The sequence below is a fragment of the Thiovibrio frasassiensis genome, assembly GCF_029607905.1.
Classification (GTDB): Bacteria; Desulfobacterota; Desulfobulbia; order Desulfobulbales; family Desulfurivibrionaceae; genus Thiovibrio; species Thiovibrio frasassiensis.
The window spans coordinates 1014368-1038916 of the sequence record NZ_JAPHEH010000001.1; the positions used below are offsets into that span (position 1 = coordinate 1014368).

Genomic DNA, 24549 nt, shown 5'->3' on the forward strand with positions numbered 1-24549 from the left:
AATGAGGTATTTTCAGAGCCGCCAGCCCCAGTATGACAAAAACCGGCGGAAATCGCGGAGGTCGGAATCATCTTGGGCCCAGGGTTTAAGACTGGTATACAAGGGTTGCCCCTTGGCCGGATCTCCGTAGTAGGCTTTATCCATGCCCACCAGAAAATCCAGGGCCAAAGGGCTCATGAACAGACTCTCCCAAGGCTTGAGCGCTCCCTTGACATACCCCTGCGCCACGCCTTTTTCATGGAAAAAGCTGGTTGTTTCCGTTCCCCCGGGCAGCTCCAGCCGCTCCAGGGTCTCCACGGAGAGAAGATCTGTTTTTTCCCGGGGAACCCCTTGGCTCCCCAACGCGCTGTCGTCATCCACCAGGCGCAGGTCCATTACCCTGTGGACCTCCGGCCGGATGGAGACCAGCAGACGGGGATTCTCTCGCCCCGCGTAGTCCAGGCTGCCCGGCAGGGTCTCGCCGTACACCCTGAGGGGGGCTTCTCGCTTAAACCCTTCCGGCAGGCAGCTGTCCGGTAAAAAATTGGTGGGGGTCATGGTGAGATAGCAGCCGCAAGTACCGACGGTGCTGACCAGAACCGGCTGCTTGTTTGCGTTGAGGGTAATCAGCACCAGGATCCCGCCGTGCTTTCCTGCCGTTATATGGCGGAAAGGCACCCTGGAAAAATGCACCCGATACACCAGGTTGCGGTAGTTCCCCTTTTCGGTGGCAAAAGAATACTCGCCCACATAGATCGCGGGACGGTCCGGATCGACAAAGACCTCCGGTGCGCCCGCGGTATCGTACCGGGCCCCGGCCATGCCTATGCAGTTATGGGAGAGGTCTGCTTCGTAAACAAGAAAGGCCGGCGCATGGCGGTGGAACACATCCTCCCCCTGCTCGGCAATAAAGATGGTGTTGGCCGTCTCACTCTTCAGGGCGAATTGCTGGGCGCAACCGGAAAAAAGCCCGGCCCCTACCAGCAGCAGAAGGGTGCGGAGACAAAAAACGAAGAGGAGCCGCTTGCTCCCCCGCTGATCAGCCAGCATACAGCACCTCCTGTTCATGGCATGATTCCCGAACAGACCGTTGCGGCACGAAAGACCTCAGCCAAGATCCTTGGCCTTTCCTGCCGCTTCCTCTTAACTGCAATCAAACCCCATCTATTATTGCATTCAAGGTCGGGCTGGGGCGCATGGCCCGCGTGGTCTTCGCCACATCCGGCCGGTAATAGCCGCCGATATCCATCGGCTTGCCCTGGGCCGAGTTCAGCTCAGCGACAATTCTTGCCTCGTTGGCGGCAAGGGCCTGCGCCACCTTGGCAAACCGCGCCTGCATCTCCTGATCCTTGCTCTGGCCGGCCAACGCCTCTGCCCAATAGAGGGCCAGGTAGAAATGGCTGCCCCGGGTATCGAGCTCGCCCACCTTGCGGGAGGGGGAGCGTTCGTTTTCAAGAAACTTGCCGATGGCCGCATCGAGCGTTTCCGCTAAAAGCTGGGCTTTTTCGTTTTTGAAGGTGGCATGGATATGCTCAAAGGAGGGGACCAACGCACAAAACTCCCCGAGGGAATCCCAGCGCAGATGCCCTTCCCGCAAGAATTGCTCCACATGCTTGGGCGCTGAACCGCCCGCCCCGGTTTCGAACATCCCCCCCCCGTTCATCAACGGCACGATGGAGAGCATCTTGGCGCTGGTGCCCAGCTCGAGAATGGGGAAAAGATCGGTGAGATAGTCGCGCAAGACATTGCCGGTCACGGAGATGGTATCCTCCCCCTTGCGGATCCGGGCCAGCGAGAAGCGCATCGCCTCCACGGGCTGCATGATCCGGATGTCGAGGCCGGTGGTATCGTGGTTGGGCAGGTATGCCCGCACCTTGGCGATGAGCTCGGCATCGTGACCCCGGTTTGCATCCAGCCAGAAGATCGCCGGGGTATTGGTGGCCCTGGCACGATTCACCGCCAGTTTTACCCAGTCCCGGATCGGCGCATCCTTGGTCTGGCAGCCCCGGAAGATGTCGCCCTCTGCCACCTCTTGGGCAAGGAGGGTCTCGCCGGAAGCCGTGTCGACCATGCGGATTATGCCCTTCCCCGGCGCCATAAAGGTCTTGTCGTGGGAGCCGTACTCCTCGGCCTTTTGCGCCATCAGCCCGACATTGGCCACCGAGCCCATGGTGGCCGGGTCAAAAGCGCCGTGCTGTTTGCAATCGAGCACAACCTCCTGGTAGATCGTGGCATAGCAGCGGTCCGGCACCATGGCGATGGTGTCGTGCAGCTGATCGTCGGCGCCCCACATCCGGCCGCCGTCCCGGATCACCACCGGCATGGAGGCGTCGACAATGATATTGTTGGGGACATGCAGGTTGGTGATCCCCTTACTGGAATCCACCATGGCCAGCTGGCAATTTTTCGTATAGACCGCCTGGATATCAGCCTCGATCTCCTGCCGCTGCACCTCGGGCAGGGATTGGACCTTGGCGTAAAGATCCCCCAGACCGTTGTTGACGTTCACCCCCAGCTCGTTGATCGCCGCAGCGTGCTTGGCAAAAACATCCCGATAAAAAACGGAAACACAGTGGCCGAACATGACCGGGTCCGAAACCTTCATCATGGTCGCCTTGAGATGGAGCGACAACAACACCCCTTCCTGCTTCGCCGCCTGGATCTGCTCTGCGTAAAATGTGCGCAGGCTGGCCACCTGCATCGCCGAAACATCGATAATCTCCCCGGCAAGCAAGGCGGTCCGCTCCTTGAGTACCGTGGTCGCGCCATCCGCGCCGACAAACTCGATCCGTGCCTCGCATGGCTTGTTAAGCGTTACCGACTTTTCACTGCCGTAAAAATCCCCTGCCGTCATATGGGCGACCCGGGTTTTCGACTCGGCGGGCCAGGGTTTCATCATCCGATGCGGATTTTTCTGGCCAAACCGTTTGACCGATGCCGCTGCCCGGCGGTCGGAATTTCCTTCCCGCAACACCGGATTGACCGCGCTGCCCAAGACCTTGGCAAACCGCAGCTGCAGCGCTTTCTCCGCCTCGGTTTTCGGCGCCTCGGGATAGTCCGGAATGGCATATCCTTGTTCCTGCAGCTCCTTGATCGCCCCTTGCAATTGGGGAATCGACGCGGAGATATTGGGCTGTTTGATGATATTGGTCGTCGGCAGCTTGACCAGCTTGCCCAACTCGCCCAGATAATCAGGGACTCTCTGACTCTCGCTCAAATTTTCCGGGAAGTTGGCGATGATTCTCCCGGCCAGGGAGATATCATTTTTTTCCACGGCAATACCCGAGCCCCTGGTGTAACTCTGCAGGATCGGGAGCAGGGAATAGGTTGCCAGGGCAGGCGCTTCGTCGACTTCCGTATAGATAATCTTTTGGCTGGTCATATTTTTTCCTTCTTTTTTAGGCGGTGTTGCGCATTAATTCGTCGCCGTTACCATTGCGTGTGCCGGCTTATATCTGGCTCGACAATGCCGGAGCTGAAAGAGAATCCGGGTTCCCCTGAAAAAAGGAGGGTTTCCGCTGAAAAACCAAGCACCAAACCCGGGGTGGAAAGTGAAAAGAATTAGCACATACCGTCTGGGATTGCAAATAGCATCTTGTCCGCCTCCCTGCGCTTTGCCAACGCCTGACCCTGATTTTACCGGTTGTTTTCCGCATCCCTCCGCCATACAATGTACCATCTTCCTGCACGCCGCAGGGGTGAGGTTCTGCCTGGGCGAATTATCTGGCGCGACACATACAGCATCGGCAACGAAGAGATCGACGCCGAACACCAACACCTGATCGAGTTGGACAACGATATCGCCGCCAGCGGGGAAAAAGTCGCGAAGATCAAGGGGGACATCGTTGCCCTCTACGACTATGTGAAAACCTGTTTTCAGCACGAAGAAGAATACATGCTCGCGCTTGGCTACCCGCAATTTGAGGAACATAAAAAAAGGCATGAGAGGATCATCGCCAAGATGAACACCATCATGAAGCAGAGCGGCAAGCTGGATGCTCTGGTTGTATAAATTCAAGCGCTTGATGCATATCTGGGTGCTGGAACATATCCGGGACGATGATTCCCCAATCGGGCCGCCAAAAAAGGCGAAGGAAATCGATGCATTACCAACAGGAGAAAACCGCGGATGATCATTACCACCACCCCCTCCCTTGACGGAAAAAGAATCACCGCCTATCTTGGCGTGGTCGCCGGCGAAGCCATTGTCGGCGCCAACCTGTTTCGCGATCTCTTTGCCGGCATCACCGATATCGTGGGCGGCCGTTCCGGCGCTTACGAAAAAGAGCTGCGCCAGGCCCGAGAAATTGCCCTGGAAGAACTCCGCGCGGCCGCAAGCCAGCTCGGAGCCAATGCCATCGTCGGGGTGGACCTCGATTACGAGGTGCTTGGCGAAAAAAACGGCATGCTCATGGTCAGCGCCAGCGGCACCGCGGTTCGCGTTGAGTGAAAAAGAGCGAGTCGCCGCAACCGAAGGCGAAGGAGCTTGCACACTGTACTGTTTGCGGTAAAGCATTCCGGTCGGCAGAGCTGGTCCGGGTAAGCGGCGAGCTGCTCTGTCCCCTCTGTCTGGCGGAAAAAGAGTCCTGCGGCTGCAGCGACTGAACCCATTACAACCCTACGGAATTTCCATGCGCAACAAACCCCACACCGTTCCCCCTTTTGTCATCTACCTTTTTCTGGTGATCGGCCTGCTTTCCGCCGTAGCCTTCCGGCTGGTGACCATCATCAACACCTTCAGGCCGGAACTGTTGCGACCGGTCTGGTATTTCGGGGTCATCGGCTACATCTTTTTTTTCGCCTACCGCTATTACATTTCCGAAAAACGCAAAAAGGCCATCCGCGAAAACCGGCTGCTGGAAAAAATCCGCTCCCCGGAAGCAATCAGCTCCACGGACAGAGAACTCATCGACTACGTGCTCTCCTCCATCATCAAATCCAAGGAACACCTCAACTATCTCTTCATCTTTATCCTTTCCATTGTTGCAGTGGCTGTGGATGTCATCCTGGCCCTTCAGGGGCATTGACCGATAATAATCCAGCCCGCTCTATGCACCCGTTGGGATGAGCCAAATTAGTTGATTTTTGCGGTTTTTCCGTTATAAAAGGGACTTTCCCCGACGTGAAAATCTTTGGATACTGGATACCGAGAGCCATGAAAACGATTCTGGTGGTGGACAACCACCCTGTTGTCTTGAAACTGCTGGTGGAATTCCTGAAAAGAATGGGCCACGAGGTGATCAGCGCGGAAGACGGACTTGCGGCCCTGGAGATTCTCAAAAAGGTAACCCCGGACATCGTCTTCACCGACCTGATCATGCCCAATATCAGCGGGGAAAAGCTCTGTCAGGTTATCCGCAGCCGTCCCGAACTCAAAGAGGTCCATATCATCATCTATTCATCCACCATGCTTGAGGATGAAGCCCATATTCTCAGCCTCGGGGCCGCTGCCTGCATCGCCAAGGGACCTTTTAAGAATACCGAAGCGCATATCGCCCAGGTTATCGAACATATCGACAATGGCACCCTCCCTGCATTGCAGGGCAAGATTCTCGGCGGCGAAGACCTCTACAAACGCCATATCACCTCGGAGCTCTTATGTTCCAAACGGCATTATGAAATCATCTTCAACAGCATGCCCGAGGGAGTGATGGAGTTCACCTTGGAGGGCAAGATCTTCCATGCCAACGCTGCCGCCATGGGGCTGTGCGGCTTGCAGGAAGAAAACCTGCTCGCCTCCAGCTTTTTTGATCTTTTCACCGGAGAACACCGGGAGCGGGTGCGCGCGTTGCTGCACAGCCCTGGCCAAGATCCGGTGATCATCGATGACACCGCGCCCATCCTGCTCAACGGCAAGATGATCACCATCCATTTTCTCCCCAGCCAGGATGAGGAACACACCTTTATCATCGCCATCATGCGGGATCTCACCGAAAAAATCACTGCGGCGCGGGAACTCGAGCTGCTGCGCCACCAGCAGGAACGCATCCTCAATACGGTGAGCGAAGGGATCTTCGGCCTCGACCAGGAAAACCACGTCACCTTTGTCAACCCCGCCGCCCTTGCCATGCTTGGCTATGAGCCCCATGACCTGGCGGCCCTGGGCAACAAACTGCATGAAATCGTCCATTACCACAAGCCTGACGGCAGGGCGTATCCCCTGACCGATTGCCCGATCCATGCGACGGGTCAGGATGGCATTGTCCGCAAGGGCACCGAAACATTCTGGCGAAAAAATGGGGAGAGTTTTCCCGTCCGCTATACCGCCACCCCGATTCAGGAAGACTATGAAATCACGGGCACAGTGGTCACCTTTGCCGATATTACCGAACGCAAGAAAATGGAGGAAAAGCTCCGGGAATCGGCAATGACCGATGAGCTTACCTCCCTGTTCAACCGGCGCGGCTTCATGACCCTGGCCGACAAATTGATCAAGATCAGCGTGCGCGACAAAAACGACCTCCTGCTCGTCTATGTGGATTTTGACAACCTGAAATGGATCAACGACACCCTGGGCCACTCCGTGGGCGACCAAGCACTCATTGAAGCCGCCACCCTGCTGCAAGACACCTTCCGTCTCGCCGATATTGTCGCACGGCTGGGCGGAGACGAATTTGTCATTCTCTGCACGGACAACTCGGCACTGGGCAATGAGCGAAACATTCTGATCCGCCTGAACGAAACCATCGAAAAAACCAACCGGATGACAAATCGGCAATACCCGCTCTCCCTCAGTGTCGGGGTGGGCCGCTTCGAACATCTGAGCCCCTGCTCCATCGACGACCTCCTCCGCCAGGCAGACCAAGCCATGTACAAAAACAAGGGAGAGAAAAAAACCCTCCACCTGGACGGCTATAAACACTAGGAACACCGAAGCGGACACCATCGCCAACTTCTGGGAAATTGCCCCCTGTTTTTTCCGTGGATTTTTCTGCAAAAATTATTATATTAGGAATTATTACTAATTAAAAAAGGTGACGCATGGATATCAGTGTTGACAGAAACGTTGTGGAGTTCAAGCCGGGCAATGCCCAGGAAACCGCTGCCATGGAGCTTCTTTGGCGGGTCATTGTCGACTGCCTGCGGGAAAACAAAAAGCTGGTGCCCATCGGCGAGTACATCCCGGCCAAGGAAAACCTGGCCCGTTTTGTGATCGAGGGAATCCCCGGCGGCAAAACCCAGTGGTCGGACCTGAAAGCCACGGCGGACAACACCTATTACTGTTCCGTCTGCAACAAGTACATGAATGTGAAACAGGGCAGCGAGATCCCCAAATGCTGCGGCAGAGACATGGAAACCATGGACTGATCCATCCCCTGAGTCTTGGAAGGCAAAAAAAGGAGAGCTATTATGGACAAGTATGAATGCCCCTGCGGATATGTGTATGACCCGGCGGAAGGCGATTACGAAAACGGCATTGAGCCGGGCACTGCCTTTGCCGATCTTCCCGATGACTGGGTCTGCCCCAAGTGCGGCGCGGAAAAGGAAAATTTTTATAAGGTGTAAACCGACCCCAGCTCGATCCCCGGACCATCCACCCCCTGAAGCCACGCACTCTGGTCTTCAGGGGGTATTTTTTTCTCGCCCTTGCCAATCCCGCCAATTGCCTGCATACTCTTTACAGAGCCAGAGCGGATTCTCCCCTTTTTAGACAGATGTTGCGTACACAGGCGAGCGAGGTCGTGCCCCATGGCCAAAACCATAAAAATTCTCGGCGGTGGGCCCTCAGGACTCACGGCCGCCATCGTCCTGCAAAAGGCTGGGTACCAGGCCCAGGTCCATGAGAAAAACCATGATGTGGGGAGGGTGTTTTACGGCGACCTGCAGGGGCTGGAAAACTGGTCGGAAGAACGCGACGTACTCGACGAGTTCCAAGCCCTTGGTCTGGCGATCAACTTTGACTGCACCCCCTTTTCCGCCCTCACCGTCTTCAATGGCGAAAAAGCTTGGCCCTTCACCTCTTCGCGCCCCGGCTTTTATCTGATCCGGCGCGGAGCCATGGCGGGCAGCCTGGACCAGGGTCTCAAGGAGCAGGCCCTGGCGGCCGGGGTCGACATTTTCTTTAACCAGCCCCTCGCCCCCGCAGAGGCGGATATCGTCGCCAGCGGCCCCCTGGTGCACCACCGCTTTGCCATCGACAAGGGGTTCGTCTTCAAGACCTCTCTGCCCGATGCGGCCTACGGCTTGGTCAATGACCGGGCGGCGTACAAGGGGTATGCCTACCTCCTGGCCGCCAAGGGGTATGGCTGCCTCTGCACCGTCCTCTTTGACAACTTTTCCGAGGTAAACCGCTGCCTGGCCGAAACGGAACGACTCTTCAAGAAATTTGTCGACTTCGACATGGAAGAACCAAAACCGGTGGGCGGGCTGGGCGGTTTTCTCCTGGCCCCTGTTTTTCAAGACAAACAGCAGTTGCTGGTCGGGGAGGCGGCAGGGCTGCAGGATATGCTTTGGGGTTTCGGCATCCGCACCGCCGTGCTTTCCGGCGCTCTGGCGGCGCAAAGCCTCATCGAGGGTACGAGCTACCAGGAGTTAGCCCGTCGCCGATTCTTAGACAAACAGAAAGCCAGCTTCGTCAACCGCTATCTCTGGGAGCGATTCGGCCGCAACAACTACAGCCACATCATGGACCGGATCGACCGCAGCCGAGACCATCGTAAATTTTTTCATGATTGCTACAACCTGAACCTTCTGCACCGTCTCGCCTATCCTTTTGCTTTTCATTCTTTGAAAAAGAGGTACAATCTCTTCTCTAACGATGTCCAATGATCCGCACAGCGATTCATTGCAAATTTCAGCCCCAACGCGACAGAATAACCCGCCCATGAACATCAACAGCGAAGACCAGGCCCGTGAGGCCATCGCCCTTTGGCAGACAGACCCGGCCAGAGCCCAGCTCAAAAACCTGAGGCTTGCCCTGGAATCCCTGGAACTCAGTCAGATGTACTATGAGCAGAAGGGCAACGAGCAAGGCATGACACGTGCCGGTGCCTGTGTGGCCATCCTCACCAATCGCATCGCCGAAATTGAAAGCGAATAGCCCCTAAACCGAGCCATGCATACCATTCTTGCCACCACCGGTCTTATTCTTGCCATTGTCGGGTTCTTCATCTCCGTGGCCTTCTGGTTTCCCAGGCTCTGCAACAGGGCACGACTCAGGGAGATGCTCGGCTCGAAATACCCCATCCTCTATGTGGTCTATATTGCCAACGGCCCGTTTCTTCTCGCCCTTGGCCTGATTCTGCTCTGGAAATTCCACTGACCGGGAGCGTGCCATGAAACCCTTCGCCCTTCTTGCCCTTCTGCTCTTGTTTTCCCTTGGTGCAACCACCGCTGCCTTTGCCGGCGGTACACAATGTACGGAACTTCTCAACAGCCGCTGTCAGGTCTGCCATTACAAATCGCGCATCTGCCAAAGGCTTGGACAAAAAAGCAAGGGAGAATGGAAAAGAAGTATCGGGAATATGATGCGTTACGGCGCCAAGATTACCGAGGCGGAAGGAAAAATTCTCGCACAATGCCTCAACGCAGCCCCGGTCGGCGCCGAGTTTGTCTGTAAAAATTAAGAACGAGGAAGATTTATGAGTGCGGAGAGCGATTACGGCTGGAACGCGGCCATGGGCATGACCCTGCTGGCCAAACTGAAAAGCGACCTGAAAAATGCCATGCTGAAAAAAGATGCGGTGGCCAAGGGCGCTCTTCGCATCATCATCAGCGAATTTCCCACCAAGATCACCACCCCCATCACCCTGGAGAGCGGCAAAAAAAGCACCCGGGCCAAGCGGGACGACGAGATCACCGACGACGACATCATCAGCCTGATCATGGGGTTGTGCAAGTCGGAACGGCAGACCCTGGAGTACAAAAAAGAGACCAGCTCCGAGTACCTTGAGATCCTGGAGGCATACCTGCCCAAGATGGCCACGGAAGAGGAGATCGCCGCCTGGGCCAAGGAAAACATCGACCTCTCCCAGTTCAAGAGCGCCATGCAGGCCATGGGCCCGATCATGAAGCATTTCGGCAAGGCAGCGGACGGCAATGTGGTGAAAAAGGTGCTGGCGGATCTGGCGGGCTAAACCCCTTCCCCCACCAGGGCCTTGAACTCTTCATCGTCCAGGGCTTCTTTCTCAAGCAGGACCTTGGCGATCTTTTCCAGCAAGGGGCGCTGTTCGGCTAGGGTCTCTTCCACCAACACCATGCGCGCATCGATGATCTTGCGCACCTCCTCGTCAATGAGCAGGGCGGTCTGATCGCTGAACTCCTTCTGCTGAAACAAACCCTGACCCTGCTGCAGAAACTGGTTGGCCTGCTGCAGGTAGGTTACCTGGCCGAGCTTTTCGTTCATCCCATACATGGCCACCATGCTGCGGGCGATATCCGTGGCCCGCTGCAGATCGTTCTGGGCGCCGGTGGTGATCTCGTTGAAAACAATCTTTTCCGCGGCCCTGCCCCCCAGCAGCACATCGATCTTCTCCAGCAGCTCGGTCTTGGACATCAGAAAACGGTCCTCGGTGGGCAGCTGCATGGTGTAGCCCAGGGCGCCGATCCCGCGGGGCACGATGCTGATCTTGTGCACCTTTTCCGCGGTCTTGCGGAAGGTGGCCACCAGGGCATGCCCGGTTTCGTGATAGGCAACGGTCTTCTTCTCGGTCTCGTTGAGCACCCGATTTTTCTTCTCCAAGCCGGCCACGATCCGGTCGATGGCCTCTTCAAATTCCGTCGCCTCCACCTGCTCCTTGCCCTTGCGCACCGCGAGCAGGGTCGCCTCGTTGACCAGATTGGCCAGATCCGCCCCGGTAAACCCCGGGGTGCGGCGGGCGATGATCTCAAGATCGACCTCCAGGTCCAGCTTGATTCCCTTGGCATGCACCGCCAGAATCGCCACCCGCTCCTTGAGGTCGGGCCGGTCCACCAGGATATGCCGGTCGAAGCGGCCCGGCCGCAGCAGGGCCGGATCCAGGATCTCCGGCCGGTTGGTGGCGGCCAGGATCACCACCCCCTTGTTCACCTCAAAGCCGTCCATCTCGGCGAGCAGCTGGTTGAGGGTCTGTTCCCGCTCATCATGCCCCCCCATCATGCCGCTGCCCCTGGCCTTGCCCAGGGAATCCAGCTCGTCGATGAAGACGATGCAGGGCGCCTTGGCGTTGGCCTGCTCGAAAAGATCCCGCACCCTGGCCGCGCCCAACCCCACGAACATCTCGATGAAATCCGAACCGCTGATCGAGAAAAACGGCACCCCGGACTCCCCGGCCACCGCCTTGGCCAGCAGGGTCTTGCCCGTGCCCGGAGGGCCGACCAGGAGGATGCCCTTGGGAATCTTGGCCCCCAGACGGGTGAACTTCTCCGGGGTCTTCAAGAATTCGATCACCTCGGCCAATTCCACCTTGGCCTCGTCCTGCCCGGCCACCGAGTTAAAATCAACGCCCAGATCGGTCTGGGCGATGATCTTGGCCTTGGACTTGCCCAGGGTCATCATGCCTCCGCCCGCCTGACCCATGCGTTTCATCATGAACATCCAGATCCCGACAAAAAAGAGGGTGGGCAGAATCCAGGAGAGCAGGGTGCGGAGAAAGGTATTTTCATTGGCCGCAATGATGTCGACCCCATATTTTTCCAAAAAATCCACAAGGTTACGGTCATCAATGCGCGGGGTCACATACAGCGCCTTGGGAAACATGGGCTCCTTCATGTCCGTCTCAACCTTTTCATACCCCTTGAGCAGGGTCGAGGAAATGACCACGGAATTGATCTTTTTATCCGCCACGTAGCTCTTGAACTGGGTGTAGGAAACATTGTTGATCTGCGGAGAAAGCCAGTTCTGGAGCAGGATGAAGATGGCCAGGGCGATGAAGAGATAGCTGAGAGAAAACTGGAATTTTTTTTCCATGCCGACGGTGTCCTTTAGATTATGGTTCCTCCGGCAGCAGCATGCGTGATCTTCCCTGCCCCGGCTTCGCTTTTCATGGTATACAAGAGTTAGGTGGTGTGGTGCACAGGTGCCTACACACCACTGTTGCCGTACCTACCTCTCAATGGTACCGTTATTTTAGCGCAACAGCCTATTTTTTTTTGCACAGCCGCGGAGTGGAGCCCTTGAAAAATGAATCCAGGTGATGAAATTGTTCTGATCGTTGATGAGCTGAACCACGAGGTGGCGCATGTGCCCCGACGGGTGATGCGGGAGGGGGGCCTCATCCACCGGGCCTGCTACATCCTGGTCTTTAACCGGAAGCAGGAAATCTTTGTCCAGAAACGGACCATGAGCAAGGATATCTATCCCGGTTACCTGGATGTCGCCACCGGCGGCGTGGTCCTGGCCGGGGAATCCTACGAGCAATCGGCAAAACGCGAACTGGCCGAAGAGCTGGGCGTGCACAAGGTTGGTCTGACCAGCCATTTCGATTTTTATCATGAAGCCGACAACAACCGGGTCTGGGGTCGCGTCTTTTCCTGCTTGGCAGAGGGCCCCTTCGTCCTGCAGCCGGAAGAGGTGGAAGACGGGTTTTTTCTCGGGATGGATGAGCTGCAATCCCTCGCCGCTGCCGCACAATTTACCCCGGATGGCCTGATGGTGCTCAAAAGATTTATGGCCGAATGAACCCTGCTGCTCTCCTGAAAAGGAAACGATGACACAGGTCCGCAACAGAAATTCCAGAAGTTACCAAGCAACCGCTGTTGCACTCGCAGCTTTTTGCCATTGCGGCAAACGGTTTTTTCAATCCCTCCTCGATCTCCTGCTTCCCTCGTTTTGTCTTGCCTGCACCAAACCGCTGGGTTTCTCGCCGGAGCTCCTCTTCTGTCCGGACTGTCTGGGGAAGATTCATGTTATCCAGAGCCCGCTCTGCCCCTGTTGCGGCCGCACCTTTCTCGTGGCCGCCGGCCCCGATCACCACTGCGGCCACTGCCTCATGCCCCAACTGGCGGCGGTGGCTGGGGCCGACTGGATCGTACCCGTGCCGTTGCACCCGAAACGTCTGCGGGAGCGCGGCTTCAACCAGGCCCTGCTCCTGGCCCGCGCCTTCTTCCCAAAAGACCGACGGATCACCCACGATCTCCTGGTCCGAACCAGGGTGACCGAGCCGCAGACCCGTTTCAACGGGAAGGCCCGCCGCACCAATCTCAAAAATGCCTTTGGGGTTGTAAAACCTCAACACATTCCCGGGAAAAAGATTCTCCTCATCGATGATGTCTTCACCACCGGCACCACGGTGAACGAATGCGCCAGGGTTTTGAAAAAAGCGGGTGCGGCCGATGTGATGGTGCTGACGTTGGCCAGGGTCAAGGAGGACTACTAGTAACTAATCAGCAACACCGCATCTACTTTGTCATAGACCTGTTCACATAGCTTGGCTATTGCTCACAGGCCTATTCCTCGCATCTGCAGCAGCAGCAAAGCGGCGCTGCTGAATAGTTACAATTCCGGGGAATGTGGCTCGCTTTTATCTTATTTGGCTATCTTGTTAAGACTACTAAATCCTTGGCAGCGGAAAAATTCCCGATTACCCTGTGGTCACCATAAACCTAAGGAACCAAGCCCATGAATCTCCATACCCTTGCCACTATCGCCTCCCTGGTTGTCGCCGGTCTGACCTTTGCCTTTATGGTAAAAAAACAGCGGGAAAGCGATTGCCCCTCCTGACTGCTGATCTACGCAACCATTGGTATGGGTCTCATATCATATTATCTTTTCACCTTTTTTCTTTGATTTCCCGGAGCTGAAATGCGCGTTGCCGACACACCCCACCGAACCATCTGGCCTTCTCCCACAGAGCCAGCCGTGGTCAAGATTATCGACCAGCGTCACCTGCCCCACCGTTTTGTGATCGAGGAGCTGCGCACGGTTACCGAGGTCTGCACAGCCATCCGGGAGATGCATGTCCGCGGGGCCGGGCTCATCGGCGCCACGGCGGGTTTCGGCATGCACCTTGCGGCCCTGAGCGCGCCGGAGCATGATTTTGCCGGGTTTCTGCGGAAGGCGGCCGAGGATCTGATCCGGACCCGGCCCACCGCCAGCAACCTGGCCTGGGCTGTGAACCGGCAGCTTGACGCCATCGGCCAGGAAACCACCCTGGCCGCGAAACGGGCCCGAGCCTTTGCGGTTGCCTGCGAGATTGCCGACGAGGATGCGGAGTTCTGCCGGAGGCTCGGCGAGCACGGCAAGGAGATCATTGCCGAGATCAGCCGGAAGAAAAAAGGGGGAGTGGTGCATATCCTCACCCACTGCAATGCGGGCTGGCTCGCCTTTGTGGATTACGGCTCCGCCACCGCTCCCATCTATGCCGCCCATCGCGAAGGGATTAAGGTGCATGTCTGGGTGGATGAAACCCGCCCCTGGCTGCAGGGGGCCAAGCTCACCGCCTGGGAGCTGAAAGAGGAAGGGATACCCCACACCCTGATCGCCGACAATACCGGCGGCCATCTCATGCAACACGGGATGGTGGATCTGGTCATCGTCGGCACGGACCGCACCACCCGCCGCGGCGATGTGGCCAACAAGATCGGCACCTACCTCAAGGCTCTGGCCGCCCACGACAACGGAATCCCTTTTTATGTGGCCCTGCCCTCCTCCACCTTTGACTGGACGATTCGAGACGGTCTTACTGAAATTGCCATCGAAGAGCGGAGCGGCGAGGAGATCACCCATATCCGGGGCTTGAGCGAGACGGCGGAAATGACCACCATCGCCATTGCCCCGCCGGATACACCTACCTTGAACTATGGCTTCGACGTCACCCCGGCCCGCTTGATCACAGGGTTGATCAGCGAACGCGGGATCATGGCGGCCAACGAAGAGGATATCCTGCGGTTGTACCCGGAACAGAGGTGAAACAGCGCTTGAGTTACACCAAACCCAGACTCTCCATCACCGTCTCGTGAAACAGAGGGCGAAACTGCTTAATCCGAATATTCTCCCGGCTGGGATGCACCCGATTGCTCAAGAGCACCATGACCAGATCACGGGTCGGGTCGATCCACAAGGAGGTTCCGGTAAAGCCGAGATGGCCGACGCTGGTGGGAGCAAGATATCTGCCCCCGCTGGAACCTGTGGCGGATGGGGTATCAAAGCCGAGGGCCCAGGTGGAGCCCGGGATATTCCGAGGGATTAAAAATCGCTGCAGATCGCTTGCCCGGTAGCTGGAATGCTCCTTGCGCCCCTGCCATTGCTCGAGCAGCTGCACCCCCATCTCCAACACCCCCTCGATGGTACCGAACAACCCAGCATGCCCTGCCACCCCTCCCAGGGCATGACAGTTCTCATCGCTCACCTCTCCACAGAGAAGCCGCTTCCGAAAAGGACACTCCTCCGTGGGGGCATAGAGTGCTTTAGAGATCTCCCCTTTTCCCTCTGGCCCTGTGGTGCCATAGAAGATCTTTTCCGCAATCCCCAACGGCTCGGCGATCTTTTCTCGAAAAAAATGGTCCAGCCTGCAACCGCTTTTCTTCTCCACAATCAATCCGAGCAACATAAAACCAAGATCGCTGTAAACGGAGGCAGTGCCTGTTTCATAGGCCGGTGCTTCCGTAAAAAGCAGATTGAGAAGCATCTCTTTTCTTTTTTCCGCAGGCAGCCGGATCAATTCGAGATAATAGGGTTTATGGGCAGGAAAACCCGAGCAATGACAGAGAAGATCTTTAATCGAGACCCTGTGCAGAAAGGAATTGCTTGCCTGGGGGAAGATGTCCGAGACCAGGTCGGAAATTTGCAGCCGCTGCTCTTGCAACAAGGTGAGCACCGCCAAGACTGTAGCCAGCGGTTTGGTCAAGGAGGCCAGGTCGTAAACCGTGACAGCAGTAACCCGTTTTTCCTGGCTATAATCGGTGTATCCGTACGGCTGGATCAGGCTCTTTCTTTTCTCCCCCAATCCCCAGGCAACACCCATTGCAGCCCCGGGAAACGTATGAAGCTCTATCGCCTTGGCAAATATCTCATAACATCTTGTTATTAATATATTTTTTTTATTATTTTCCATATAATATACGCATATTCCTCTTTCTCCACCCCACCATCAACAAAAGAGGTGTTTTGGCGGCTCGAAAATTCCCATAATACAGTATCTTTTTATTTATTATCATTGAATTTTTTTTGATTTTGCACTATCTTTTTGTAGTTGTTTTTTAAAAAATTCAGTCCGCAGTCTTATTTTTTATATTTTATAATAAAATCAATAAATTAAAGAGGTTTTATTATCTTGTTTCCGTCAAGGCCCGGACAATCTTTTTTCAACACCTTTTCAACCCTTTTTCCCGGTATGCTGTTCATTCTATTTTTAAAACCTGTTGATAACTTGTTTTTTAATTTTTTCCAGTTTTTCTCCATCCCTGGTGAATGAAAAAATAGTTAAAATATTCAGGAGGTTAATGTCTTTTTCAACATATCAACACCCCTAATAACCATAATCTTTTAAAAATAAAGAAAACAACTACTACTCTATGGAGTGCCTCTTATGTCCCTTATTTTTAATATCTCCCGAGATGATTTTTTAGCAGGCCTTGCTTCCCTGCAAAATGTAACCGGTAAAAAGGGAAATATTGCTATTCTCTCCAACATCCTGATCGAGTCAAAAACCGACTCACTTCTTTTAACCGCCACGGATCTTGAAATAGGCATTCGCAACTCCCTGCCTGCAGAGATTCTCTCCCCCGGTTCCATTACTCTCCCTGCGAAAAAGATTTTTGAAATCGTAAGGGAATCCGGTGCGGATCAGATCCATATCGAAATATTGGAAAACAATTGGGCAAAGATCACTGCCGATTCAACGGACTATAAGCTGGCCGGTATGCCCAGTGAAGAATTTCCCGCTTTTCCGGAATACGATGAAAACAATCTTGTTTCCCTGGCAAGCGACAAAATTAAGGAACTCATCGATAAAACGATTTTTTCCGTGGCCCCGGAAGGAGAATCCCAATTCAACCTCACCGGTATTCTGGTGGAAAAGGATGTTGCGGACGGAAAAAACATGCTCCGTATGGTTTCCTCGGACGGCCATCGCCTCTCCCTGTGTGAAACCACGGTGGAGAATGATTTAAGCGGCCTAAAAATGGAAAAGATCATTCTTATCCCCCGGAAGGGGATGCAGGAGATCCGTAAATTTTCCGAAAACGCAGCAGAGATACAAATATCATTTGAAGAAAAACAGGCAGTTATAAAAACAGATCATTCTCTCATCGTTGTCCGTTTGATGAATGGTGATTTCCCTGATTATAAAAATATCTTCAATATGATTAAAAAAGAAAAATTTATTGCATTAAAAAGAATTCAATTCATGAATTCGATGAAGAAAATGAATCTTTTTACGGAAGATCGTTACAATGCGGTCCAGTTTCACATTAAACCAGATAAATTGGTTCTTTCTTCACAAAGCATGGATATAGGCAGCGCCAAGGATGAAATAGAGATAAGTTATGATGCTTCTCCATTAAAACTCGGTTTCAATGGCAAATATTTCATTGAAACCATGCAGGTCATGTCCAGTGACATTATCAAGGCGTATATCAATTCCGAAGAAAGCCCCTGTATGATTCAAGGCGACGATGATCCAGGTTTTGCCAGTATCATCATGCCCATGAAGATATAGAGGAGTCGTAGAAAAGAAGTCACAGGTCCGCGAAATAAGTAAAGATATACAAAGTGGCAACCGTTGAAATCGCGGTTGTAAGCGATTTCAACAAGATACAGTATGTGCCATCCCGGGCCACAGTGCATTTTAAGATAAACTAGAAGAGGACTTACACTTTGACTGAAGGACAGAAAAATTACGGAGCGGATCAGATCAAGGTTCTTTCCGGCCTTGAAGGCGTCCGGATGCGGCCGGCCATGTACATCGGCAATACGGCGGAAGAGGGTCTGCACCATCTGATTTACGAGGTGGTGGATAACAGTATCGACGAAGCCCTGGCCGGCCATTGCACGGACATCAAAGTTATTTTTCACCGAGACGGCAGCTGCAGCGTCGAGGATAACGGACGCGGCATCCCGGTGGAGATGCACGAAGAAGGGATGTCCGCCCTGGAATTGGTCATGTGCACCCTGCATGCGGGCGGCAAGTTCGACCACGACACCTACAAGGTTTCCGGCGGCTTGCACGGCGTGGGTGTTTCGGTGGTCAACGCCCTGAGCAAATGGGCCACGGCCGAGGTAAAAAGAAACGGCAAGATCCATCGCCAGACCTACCATCTTGGGATCCGCCAAGGCGACATGGAAACCTTCGGCGAGTCGGATAAGACCGGCACCAAGATCACCTTCATGCCGGACCCGGAGATCTTCAAGGAAACCACCGAGTTCAAATACGACATCATCCAGGCCCGCATGCGGGAAGTGGCCTTTTTGAACAAGGAGGTCAAGATCCTCCTCCACGACGAGCGGACCGGGGCCGAGGATATCTTTCACTTCGAAGGCGGGATCATTTCCTATATCGAATACCTCAACCGCAACCGGACCCATATCCATCCCGATCCGGTCTTTATTGCCGGCGAACGGGACAATGTCCAGGTGGAGGTAGCGTTTCAGTATTTCGACGGCTACTCCGAGCGGTTGTTCTCTTTTGTTAATAATATCAACACCAAGGAAGGCGGCACCCATGTCGCCGGTTTTAGGGGGGCGTTGACGCGGTGCATAAACAAGTATGCCAGCGACGACGTGGTGCCCAAGAACATGAAGGAGAAGATGGGCGGGGACGATGTGCGAGAGGGGTTGACCTGCGTGGTTTCCGTCCGCGTTCCCGACCCGCAGTTCGAAGGGCAGACCAAGACCAAGCTGGGCAACAGCGAGGTCAAATCCATCGTGGAAGCGGTCTGTCACGAAAAGCTCTCCATCTACCTGGAACAGAACCCCCAGATAGCCAGGAAGATTCTCACCAAGGTGGTGGATGCGGCCCGGGCCCGCGAAGCGGCCCGGCGCGCCAAGGAACTTTCCCGCAAGAAAGGCTCCGGCCTTGATCTGCTCATGGCGGGCAAGCTGGCCGAATGCCAGTCCAAGGATCCCAAGGCCAGGGAGATCTTCCTGGTCGAGGGTGATTCCGCCGGCGGCTCGGCCAAACAGGGACGGGATCGTTCCGTACAGGCGATCCTCCCTCTGCGCGGCAAGATCATGAACGTGGAAAAGGCCCGCTTCGACAAGATCCTCTCCAGCGAGGAAATCAAGCAGATCATCTCCGCGCTCGGCACCGGCATCGGCCGCGATGAGTTCGATCTCGATAAACTCCGCTACCACAAGATCATCATCATGACCGATGCGGACGTCGACGGCGCCCATATCCGCACCCTGCTCCTCACCTTTTTCTACCGGCAGATGCTGCCCCTGGTGGAAAACGGCAATATCTACATCGGCCAGCCGCCCCTGTTTCGCTTGGGCCGCGGCAAGAAAGAGCAGTATTTTTCCGACGAGCAAGAGCTCAACCAGTATCTCTTCGCCCAGGCCAGCACCAGCGTCCAGGTGACGGTGGGCGCGAGCAAGGAGAAGATGGCGGGCGAGGATCTCATCACCCTGCTGAAAAACCTTTCCGGCTACCAGAAGATCATCGAGTACCTGACCCGCATCAACCTCTGGGAAGAGATGGTCCATTTTCTCCTGGACAACGACATCAGCTCGGCGGATCAGTTTGAAGACCAGAACCTGGTGGAGCACCTCAGGGAACAGCTGCACAGCAAGGATCTGATCCTCGGCACTGTCCGTGCCTGTCGCTGGCGTCCGAGCTGCTGGGAGTTCGATGCGGCGATCAAGGACAAGGCCCACATGATGATCACCGTTGGCCCGCAGATCCCGCTGATCAGCGAATACCGTTCCGCCATGCGTCAGTATGGGCAGATCAAACAGTATCTCACCACCGATTTCACCGTGGAGACCGCCAACAAAGAGATCGCGGTGCCCAATTGGCTGGAGCTGCTCACCATTGTCCGGCAGGAGTCCTTCCGGGGGAGCAACCTCCAGCGCTACAAGGGTCTTGGTGAAATGAATCCCGAGCAGCTCTGGGATACCACGATGAATCCGGACAAACGGACCCTGCTGCGGGTGAGTATCGACGATGCGGCCCTGGCCGACGATATGTTTACCTGCCTGATGGGCGATAAGGTGGAGCCAAGGCGCGAGTTTATCCAGAATCACGCTCTTGAGGTTGCGGACCTCGATATCTAACAATACTCCCCCTCCCTCTCCCTAACCCTCCCCCGCGAGGGGGGAGGGAATTATTGAAGTTTTTGCAACATGGCTCAGTTGAAACACATTCAGGATGGTCTCCATCCACTGAACAAGGATTTTTAATATGGCGGAAGAAACGACCCAAGAATTGCCGATCTCCTCTATTTCCATCGAAAAGGAACTCAAAAAATCCTATCTCGATTACGCCATGAGCGTCATCATCGGCCGGGCCCTGCCGGATGTTCGGGATGGTCTCAAACCCGTGCATCGCCGCGCCCTCTTTGCCATGCGGGAACTGAGCAATTTCCACAACCGGCCCCATCTCAAGTCGGCCCGTATTGTCGGTGATGTTATCGGTAAGTACCATCCGCACGGCGATACCGCGGCCTACGACACCATCGTCCGCATGGCCCAGGATTTTTCCATGCGCTACCCGTTGGTCGACGGCCAGGGCAACTTTGGTTCGGTGGACGGTGATTCCCCTGCGGCCATGCGGTATACCGAAGCGCGGATGACCAAGATCGATCAGGAGATCATTGCCGATCTGGAAAAGGAGACGGTTGATTTTGTTCCCACCTACGACAACTCCCACATGGAGCCGGTGGTTTTCCCCTCCAAGATCCCCAATCTGTTGATCAACGGCTCCTCCGGTATTGCCGTGGGCATGGCCACCAATATTCCCCCCCATAATCTGGTGGAGGTGATGAACGGCCTCATCGCCATGATCGACGACCCGAACATCACGGTCAATCAGCTCATGGACCATATCACCGGTCCGGATCTCCCCACCGGCGCCTTTATCTGCGGCCGGGCCGGGATCCGCGAGGCGTATGAAACCGGGCGCGGCTCCATCCTCATGCGCTCCAAGACCGAGGTGGAGAAGAACAAGAACGGCCGGGAATCCATCATCATCACCGAGATTCCCTACCAGCAGAACAAGGCGTTCCTCATCGAGAAGATCGTCCTCCTGGTCAAGGATAAGCGGATCGAGACCATCGCCGAGGTGCGCGACGAGTCCGACCGCCACGGCATGCGCATCGTTCTGGATCTGAAAAAGGACGCCATCGCCGAGGTGGTGATCAACCAGTTGTACAAGCTGACCCCGCTCCAGCGGAGCATGGGCATCATCCTGCTCTCCATCGTCAACAACCGGCCCGAGATCTTGAATCTGCGGCAGATTTTGGAATATTTCCTCCTGCACCGCAAGACCATCGTCTACCGCCGCACCGCCTATGATCTCAAAAAGGCCGAGGAAAAGGCCCATATCCTGGAAGGGCTCAAGATCGCCATCACCAACCTCGACGAGGTGGTGGAGCTGATCAAACAGTCGGCTAACCCGCAGGAAGCGAGGATTGGGCTGATCGCCCGCTTCTCCCTCTCCGAGATCCAGGCCCAGTCTATTTTGGAGATGCGGTTGCACCGGCTCACCGGCTTGGAGCGGGAAAAGATCGTCAGCGAATACGAGGAGCTGATGCGGCAGATCACCTGGTTCAAGCAGGTGCTGGCTGACCAGCATCTGGTGATGAAGATCATCCGCGACGAGTTCACCGAGATCATCGAGCAGTACGGCGATGAGCGGCGCACCGAGATCATCGAGGCCCCGGACGAGATCCTCCCCGAAGACATGATCATGCAGGAAGAGATGGTGGTAACCGTAACGCACGAGGGGTACATCAAGCGCAACCCGGTGGACCTCTACCGCTCCCAGCGGCGCGGCGGCAAGGGGGTCAAGGGGGCCAACACCATCGAGGATGATTTCGTCTCCAACATGTACACGGCCTCCACCCACGATACCTTCCTCTTCTTCACCAGCTACGGCAAGGTCTTCTGGCGCAAGGTCTACGAGATCCCGCAGGCTGGCCGCATCGCCCGTGGCAAGGCAGTGGTCAATCTCCTGGAGCTCACCGAGGGCGAGAAGGTAGCGGCCATCCTGCCGGTATCAAGCTTTGATATCCCAGAGGGTCAGGAATGCCATGTGATGATGATCACCAAGAAGGGCATCGTCAAGAAAACCGTGCTCTCCGAGTTCCGCCGCCCCATCCGGCGCGGCAAGATCGCCCTCACCATCCGCGAGGACGACGAGATCTTGGGCGCGGTGCTGACCAACGGCACCAACGATATCCTGGTCGTAACGAGAAAGGGCATGTCGGTCCGCTTCAACGAGCAGAACGTCCGCAGCATGGGCCGCACGGCGACCGGGGTTAAGGGCATCAATCTGGCCGAGGGCGACGAGGTGGTCTCCGTGGATGTGGTGCACGAGGGCTCCTCGGTGGTGGTGGTCACGGAAAACGGCTACGGCAAGCGGAGCGAGGTCGATGAATACCGGCTGATCAAGCGCGGCGGCAAGGGCGTTTTCGCCATCAAGGCCAGCGAGCGCAACGGCCTGGTGGTCGGGGCCATGCAGGTGACCGACGAAGACGAGTTGATGATGATCACCAACGGCGGCAAGATCATCCGTATCTCCATGCGCGATCTGCGGGTCATCGGCCGTAACACCCAGGGTGTACGGCTCTTCAAGTTGGATGAGGGTGAGAAGGTCATGGCGGTTGATCGCATGGCTGAGATTATTTCCGAGGATGAGGAAGGCGAGGACGAAGAAGGCGGTGCTGAGGAGTAGAAATGGGCTGGGGTGGCGAATACAACATTGGATCGTTTAAATTCCATTGCGGTTTCTGTGGAAGCATCGTTGCTTCTGACAGAGGGTTCCAAGATAATCAAGCTATAAAAAGGATATTTCTCTGCCCTCATTGTGACAAACCGTCTTTCTTCGATGGATTTGGTTCTCAAGTTCCTGGTGTTGCACCTGGCAATAATATTGGGCATCTTCCTTCGGAGTTGGAAACCCTTTATAACGAGGCAAGGCAGTGTGTTTCTGTAACGGCCTATACCGCTTCGGTTTTAGCCTGTCGAAAATTGCTCATGCATATAGGAGTCGAGCAGAAAGCGGATCAAGGGAAGAACTTTATATATTACGTGGAATATCTAGCCAACAATGGTTTTGTCCCTCCAAATGGAAAAGGTTGGGTAGACCACATTCGAAAGAAAGGGAATGAGGCCACGCACGAAATCGTTCTTATGAAAAAAGAAGATGCTGAGGAACTAATTTCTTTTGCTGAAATGCTCTTGAAATTTATTTATGAATTTCCTGCTCGCATTCCGACCGTATAGCCGGCCAAATAAGGTTTTGTATCGGACGGAGATTTTTCCGCGCTTCATTGTCACAGATGAACTTAGTTGTTATCTCCACTGATGATTATATACAGCAAATACCCACAGGATTCCCATGACCCCTCCTGAAAACATAGCCGTAATCGGTGCCGGCAGTTGGGGCACTGCCCTGGCCAAGCTCCTTGGCGACAAGGGGTTCAGCGTGGATCTTTGGGCCCATCGTCCGGACCATGTGGCCGGGCTCCTGCGGGATCGGGAGAACACCGCCTACCTGCCCGGCTTTCCCCTGCCCGCAACGGTGCACCCCACCGCGGATCTACCCCAGGCTGTTTCCGGGAAAGCGGTGGTGGTCATGGTGGTTCCCTCCCATGTCTACCGGGAGGTGTTCACCCTCCTTGCCCCCCATCTGTCTTCCAATGCTGCGATCATCTCCGCCACCAAGGGGGTGGAGAACGAGACCCTGCTCACCATGAACCAGGTGATGGTGGAGGTCTTGGGTAAGGAAAACCCCGGCTTCAAGGGGCAGCTCGGGGTGCTGGCCGGTCCCAGCTTTGCCAAGGAGGTGGCCGCCGGTATCCCTACGGCAGTAACGGTCGCCGCCCCCACCATGGAGGGAGCCAAGTTTTTTCAGGATATCTTTCACACCGAGCGCTTCCGGGTCTATGCGGGCACCGATGTGATCGGCATGGAGCTGGGGGGGGCGCTGAAGAACATTGTCGCCATCGCCGCCGGCATCTGTGACGGTCTGGGCTACGGCACCAACACCCGCGCCGCCCTCATCACCCGGGGGCTGGCTGAGATCACCCGCCTCGGGGTGGCCATGGGCGCCAACCCCCTCACCTTTTCCGGCTTGGCGGGGATGGGCGATCTGGTCCTCACCTGCACCGGGGATCTGAGCCGCAATCGTCAGGTGGGCCTCAAACTTGGGCAGGGCAAGACCTTGCAGCAGATCCTTGCCGAGATGAAGATGGTTGCCGAGGGTATTAAAACCACCCGTTCCGCCATGGCCCTAGCGAAAAAGATCGGGGTTGAGATGCCCATTCTGGAGCAGGTCTATGCCATGATCTACGAGGACAAGCCCTGTGGTGAGGCGGTTCAATCCCTGCTGAGCCGGGATCAGAAAGAGGAAATTGCAGAGGGTTGATTGACCCGCCTCTGATTTTTTTGTGTCCCCATGAAGACAACAACCACCCATTGTTCGGTAAGAAAATTGCAGAAACCAAGAAAGTCCCCTCTCCCCTGGCGGGAGAGGGTTAGGGTGAGGGGGA

General features: G+C 55.4%; 23 protein-coding genes. 19 read left to right on the forward strand and 4 right to left on the reverse strand.

The features are described 5' to 3' along the window. Positions 1-12: 12 nt before the first annotated feature. Positions 13-1029, reverse strand: a complete 1017-nt coding sequence (locus tag OLX77_RS04830) for a hypothetical protein (protein WP_307632458.1) — start codon at positions 1027-1029, stop codon at positions 13-15. 103 nt (positions 1030-1132) lie between these two features. After that, positions 1133-3361 carry an NADP-dependent isocitrate dehydrogenase gene (locus tag OLX77_RS04835; protein WP_307632459.1) on the reverse strand — a complete coding sequence of 743 codons (2229 nt, stop codon included), beginning with the start codon at positions 3359-3361 and terminating at the stop codon, positions 1133-1135. 288 nt (positions 3362-3649) lie between these two features. On the opposite strand from OLX77_RS04835, the gene OLX77_RS04840 reads away from it, so the two are divergent. The 11 genes from OLX77_RS04840 to OLX77_RS04890 all read left to right on the forward strand — a co-directional run bounded on the left by OLX77_RS04840 (position 3650) and on the right by OLX77_RS04890 (position 10055). Further along, positions 3650-3991, forward strand: a complete 342-nt coding sequence (locus OLX77_RS04840; protein ID WP_307632460.1) for a hemerythrin domain-containing protein — start codon at positions 3650-3652, stop codon at positions 3989-3991. Between the two features lie 117 nt (positions 3992-4108). After that, positions 4109-4429: a heavy metal-binding domain-containing protein gene (locus tag OLX77_RS04845; protein WP_307632461.1), complete on the forward strand. Its 321-nt coding sequence runs from the start codon at positions 4109-4111 to the stop codon at positions 4427-4429. A 181-nt stretch (positions 4430-4610) separates the two neighbouring features. Beyond that, on the forward strand, positions 4611-5006 hold the full coding sequence (locus OLX77_RS04850) for a hypothetical protein (RefSeq protein WP_307632462.1): 396 nt from the start codon (positions 4611-4613) through the stop codon (positions 5004-5006). 128 nt (positions 5007-5134) lie between these two features. Next, positions 5135-6844, forward strand: a complete 1710-nt coding sequence (locus tag OLX77_RS04855) for a diguanylate cyclase (protein WP_307632463.1) — start codon at positions 5135-5137, stop codon at positions 6842-6844. 116 nt (positions 6845-6960) lie between these two features. Then, positions 6961-7287 (forward strand): hypothetical protein, encoded by a 327-nt coding sequence (locus OLX77_RS04860; protein ID WP_307632464.1) that lies wholly within the window; start codon positions 6961-6963, stop codon positions 7285-7287. Positions 7288-7329: 42 nt separating this feature from the next. Then, entirely contained in the window at positions 7330-7485 is a 156-nt protein-coding gene (locus OLX77_RS04865) for a rubredoxin (RefSeq protein WP_307632465.1), read from the forward strand. Between the two features lie 183 nt (positions 7486-7668). After that, complete coding sequence (locus tag OLX77_RS04870; RefSeq protein ID WP_307632466.1) at positions 7669-8748, forward strand: NAD(P)/FAD-dependent oxidoreductase; 1080 nt, start codon at positions 7669-7671, stop codon at positions 8746-8748. A gap of 55 nt (positions 8749-8803) precedes the next feature. After that, the gene (locus OLX77_RS04875; protein WP_307632467.1) at positions 8804-9019 is read left to right on the forward strand and encodes a hypothetical protein; all 216 of its coding nucleotides are present in this window, start codon (positions 8804-8806) and stop codon (positions 9017-9019) included. 15 nt (positions 9020-9034) lie between these two features. Next, positions 9035-9241 (forward strand): hypothetical protein, encoded by a 207-nt coding sequence (locus OLX77_RS04880; RefSeq protein WP_307632468.1) that lies wholly within the window; start codon positions 9035-9037, stop codon positions 9239-9241. A 13-nt stretch (positions 9242-9254) separates the two neighbouring features. Continuing rightward, a complete protein-coding gene (locus OLX77_RS04885) occupies positions 9255-9545 on the forward strand; it encodes a hypothetical protein (RefSeq protein WP_307632469.1) in 291 nt (96 codons plus the stop codon). 15 nt (positions 9546-9560) lie between these two features. Then, entirely contained in the window at positions 9561-10055 is a 495-nt protein-coding gene (locus OLX77_RS04890) for a GatB/YqeY domain-containing protein (protein ID WP_307632470.1), read from the forward strand. On the opposite strand, the gene ftsH is transcribed toward OLX77_RS04890, so the two are convergent. Beyond that, complete coding sequence (gene ftsH / locus OLX77_RS04895) at positions 10052-11866, reverse strand: ATP-dependent zinc metalloprotease FtsH (RefSeq protein WP_307632471.1); 1815 nt, start codon at positions 11864-11866, stop codon at positions 10052-10054. The genes OLX77_RS04890 and ftsH overlap by 4 nt on opposite strands. 213 nt (positions 11867-12079) lie before the next feature. Here ftsH and yfcD point away from each other — a divergent pair, with 213 nt between their 5' ends. The 3 genes from yfcD (at position 12080) to mtnA (ending at position 14806) form a co-directional block, all read left to right on the forward strand. Continuing rightward, a complete protein-coding gene (gene yfcD / locus OLX77_RS04900) occupies positions 12080-12577 on the forward strand; it encodes an NUDIX hydrolase YfcD (RefSeq protein WP_307632472.1) in 498 nt (165 codons plus the stop codon). Between the two features lie 28 nt (positions 12578-12605). Then, positions 12606-13274 (forward strand): ComF family protein, encoded by a 669-nt coding sequence (locus tag OLX77_RS04905; RefSeq protein ID WP_307632473.1) that lies wholly within the window; start codon positions 12606-12608, stop codon positions 13272-13274. Between the two features lie 425 nt (positions 13275-13699). Continuing rightward, positions 13700-14806: an S-methyl-5-thioribose-1-phosphate isomerase gene (gene mtnA / locus OLX77_RS04910; protein ID WP_307632474.1), complete on the forward strand. Its 1107-nt coding sequence runs from the start codon at positions 13700-13702 to the stop codon at positions 14804-14806. A 13-nt stretch (positions 14807-14819) separates the two neighbouring features. On the opposite strand, the gene OLX77_RS04915 is transcribed toward mtnA, so the two are convergent. Next, positions 14820-15860 (reverse strand): serine hydrolase domain-containing protein, encoded by a 1041-nt coding sequence (locus tag OLX77_RS04915; RefSeq protein WP_307632475.1) that lies wholly within the window; start codon positions 15858-15860, stop codon positions 14820-14822. A gap of 564 nt (positions 15861-16424) precedes the next feature. Between OLX77_RS04915 and dnaN the strand changes: the two genes are divergently transcribed. From dnaN to OLX77_RS04940, 5 genes are all read left to right on the forward strand, one after another. Next, positions 16425-17555: a DNA polymerase III subunit beta gene (dnaN, locus tag OLX77_RS04920; protein ID WP_307632476.1), complete on the forward strand. Its 1131-nt coding sequence runs from the start codon at positions 16425-16427 to the stop codon at positions 17553-17555. Between the two features lie 158 nt (positions 17556-17713). Further along, complete coding sequence (gene gyrB / locus OLX77_RS04925; RefSeq protein ID WP_307632477.1) at positions 17714-20110, forward strand: DNA topoisomerase (ATP-hydrolyzing) subunit B; 2397 nt, start codon at positions 17714-17716, stop codon at positions 20108-20110. 127 nt (positions 20111-20237) lie between these two features. After that, positions 20238-22730, forward strand: coding sequence for a DNA gyrase subunit A (gene gyrA, locus OLX77_RS04930; protein ID WP_307632478.1), 2493 nt, complete (start codon positions 20238-20240; stop codon positions 22728-22730). A 2-nt stretch (positions 22731-22732) separates the two neighbouring features. Beyond that, on the forward strand, positions 22733-23281 hold the full coding sequence (locus OLX77_RS04935) for a DUF4145 domain-containing protein (RefSeq protein WP_307632479.1): 549 nt from the start codon (positions 22733-22735) through the stop codon (positions 23279-23281). A gap of 115 nt (positions 23282-23396) precedes the next feature. Next, positions 23397-24425 (forward strand): NAD(P)H-dependent glycerol-3-phosphate dehydrogenase, encoded by a 1029-nt coding sequence (locus OLX77_RS04940; RefSeq protein WP_307632480.1) that lies wholly within the window; start codon positions 23397-23399, stop codon positions 24423-24425. Positions 24426-24549 lie beyond the last annotated feature (124 nt).

Bases quoted from the DNA above. Each gene is read 5' to 3' on its own strand.
- OLX77_RS04830 (WP_307632458.1), bottom strand. From the start codon at position 1,029: ATGCTGGCTGATCAGCGGGGGAGCAAGCGGCTCCTCTTCGTTTTTTGT.
- OLX77_RS04835 (WP_307632459.1), bottom strand. From the start codon at position 3,361: ATGACCAGCCAAAAGATTATCTATACGGAAGTCGACGAAGCGCCTGCC.
- OLX77_RS04840 (WP_307632460.1), top strand. From the start codon at position 3,650: ATGTACCATCTTCCTGCACGCCGCAGGGGTGAGGTTCTGCCTGGGCGA.
- OLX77_RS04845 (WP_307632461.1), top strand. From the start codon at position 4,109: ATGATCATTACCACCACCCCCTCCCTTGACGGAAAAAGAATCACCGCC.
- OLX77_RS04850 (WP_307632462.1), top strand. From the start codon at position 4,611: ATGCGCAACAAACCCCACACCGTTCCCCCTTTTGTCATCTACCTTTTT.
- OLX77_RS04855 (WP_307632463.1), top strand. From the start codon at position 5,135: ATGAAAACGATTCTGGTGGTGGACAACCACCCTGTTGTCTTGAAACTG.
- OLX77_RS04860 (WP_307632464.1), top strand. From the start codon at position 6,961: ATGGATATCAGTGTTGACAGAAACGTTGTGGAGTTCAAGCCGGGCAAT.
- OLX77_RS04865 (WP_307632465.1), top strand. From the start codon at position 7,330: ATGGACAAGTATGAATGCCCCTGCGGATATGTGTATGACCCGGCGGAA.
- OLX77_RS04870 (WP_307632466.1), top strand. From the start codon at position 7,669: ATGGCCAAAACCATAAAAATTCTCGGCGGTGGGCCCTCAGGACTCACG.
- OLX77_RS04875 (WP_307632467.1), top strand. From the start codon at position 8,804: ATGAACATCAACAGCGAAGACCAGGCCCGTGAGGCCATCGCCCTTTGG.
- OLX77_RS04880 (WP_307632468.1), top strand. From the start codon at position 9,035: ATGCATACCATTCTTGCCACCACCGGTCTTATTCTTGCCATTGTCGGG.
- OLX77_RS04885 (WP_307632469.1), top strand. From the start codon at position 9,255: ATGAAACCCTTCGCCCTTCTTGCCCTTCTGCTCTTGTTTTCCCTTGGT.
- OLX77_RS04890 (WP_307632470.1), top strand. From the start codon at position 9,561: ATGAGTGCGGAGAGCGATTACGGCTGGAACGCGGCCATGGGCATGACC.
- ftsH (WP_307632471.1), bottom strand. From the start codon at position 11,866: ATGGAAAAAAAATTCCAGTTTTCTCTCAGCTATCTCTTCATCGCCCTG.
- yfcD (WP_307632472.1), top strand. From the start codon at position 12,080: ATGAATCCAGGTGATGAAATTGTTCTGATCGTTGATGAGCTGAACCAC.
- OLX77_RS04905 (WP_307632473.1), top strand. From the start codon at position 12,606: ATGACACAGGTCCGCAACAGAAATTCCAGAAGTTACCAAGCAACCGCT.
- mtnA (WP_307632474.1), top strand. From the start codon at position 13,700: ATGCGCGTTGCCGACACACCCCACCGAACCATCTGGCCTTCTCCCACA.
- OLX77_RS04915 (WP_307632475.1), bottom strand. From the start codon at position 15,860: ATGGGTGTTGCCTGGGGATTGGGGGAGAAAAGAAAGAGCCTGATCCAG.
- dnaN (WP_307632476.1), top strand. From the start codon at position 16,425: ATGTCCCTTATTTTTAATATCTCCCGAGATGATTTTTTAGCAGGCCTT.
- gyrA (WP_307632478.1), top strand. From the start codon at position 20,238: ATGGCGGAAGAAACGACCCAAGAATTGCCGATCTCCTCTATTTCCATC.
- OLX77_RS04935 (WP_307632479.1), top strand. From the start codon at position 22,733: ATGGGCTGGGGTGGCGAATACAACATTGGATCGTTTAAATTCCATTGC.
- OLX77_RS04940 (WP_307632480.1), top strand. From the start codon at position 23,397: ATGACCCCTCCTGAAAACATAGCCGTAATCGGTGCCGGCAGTTGGGGC.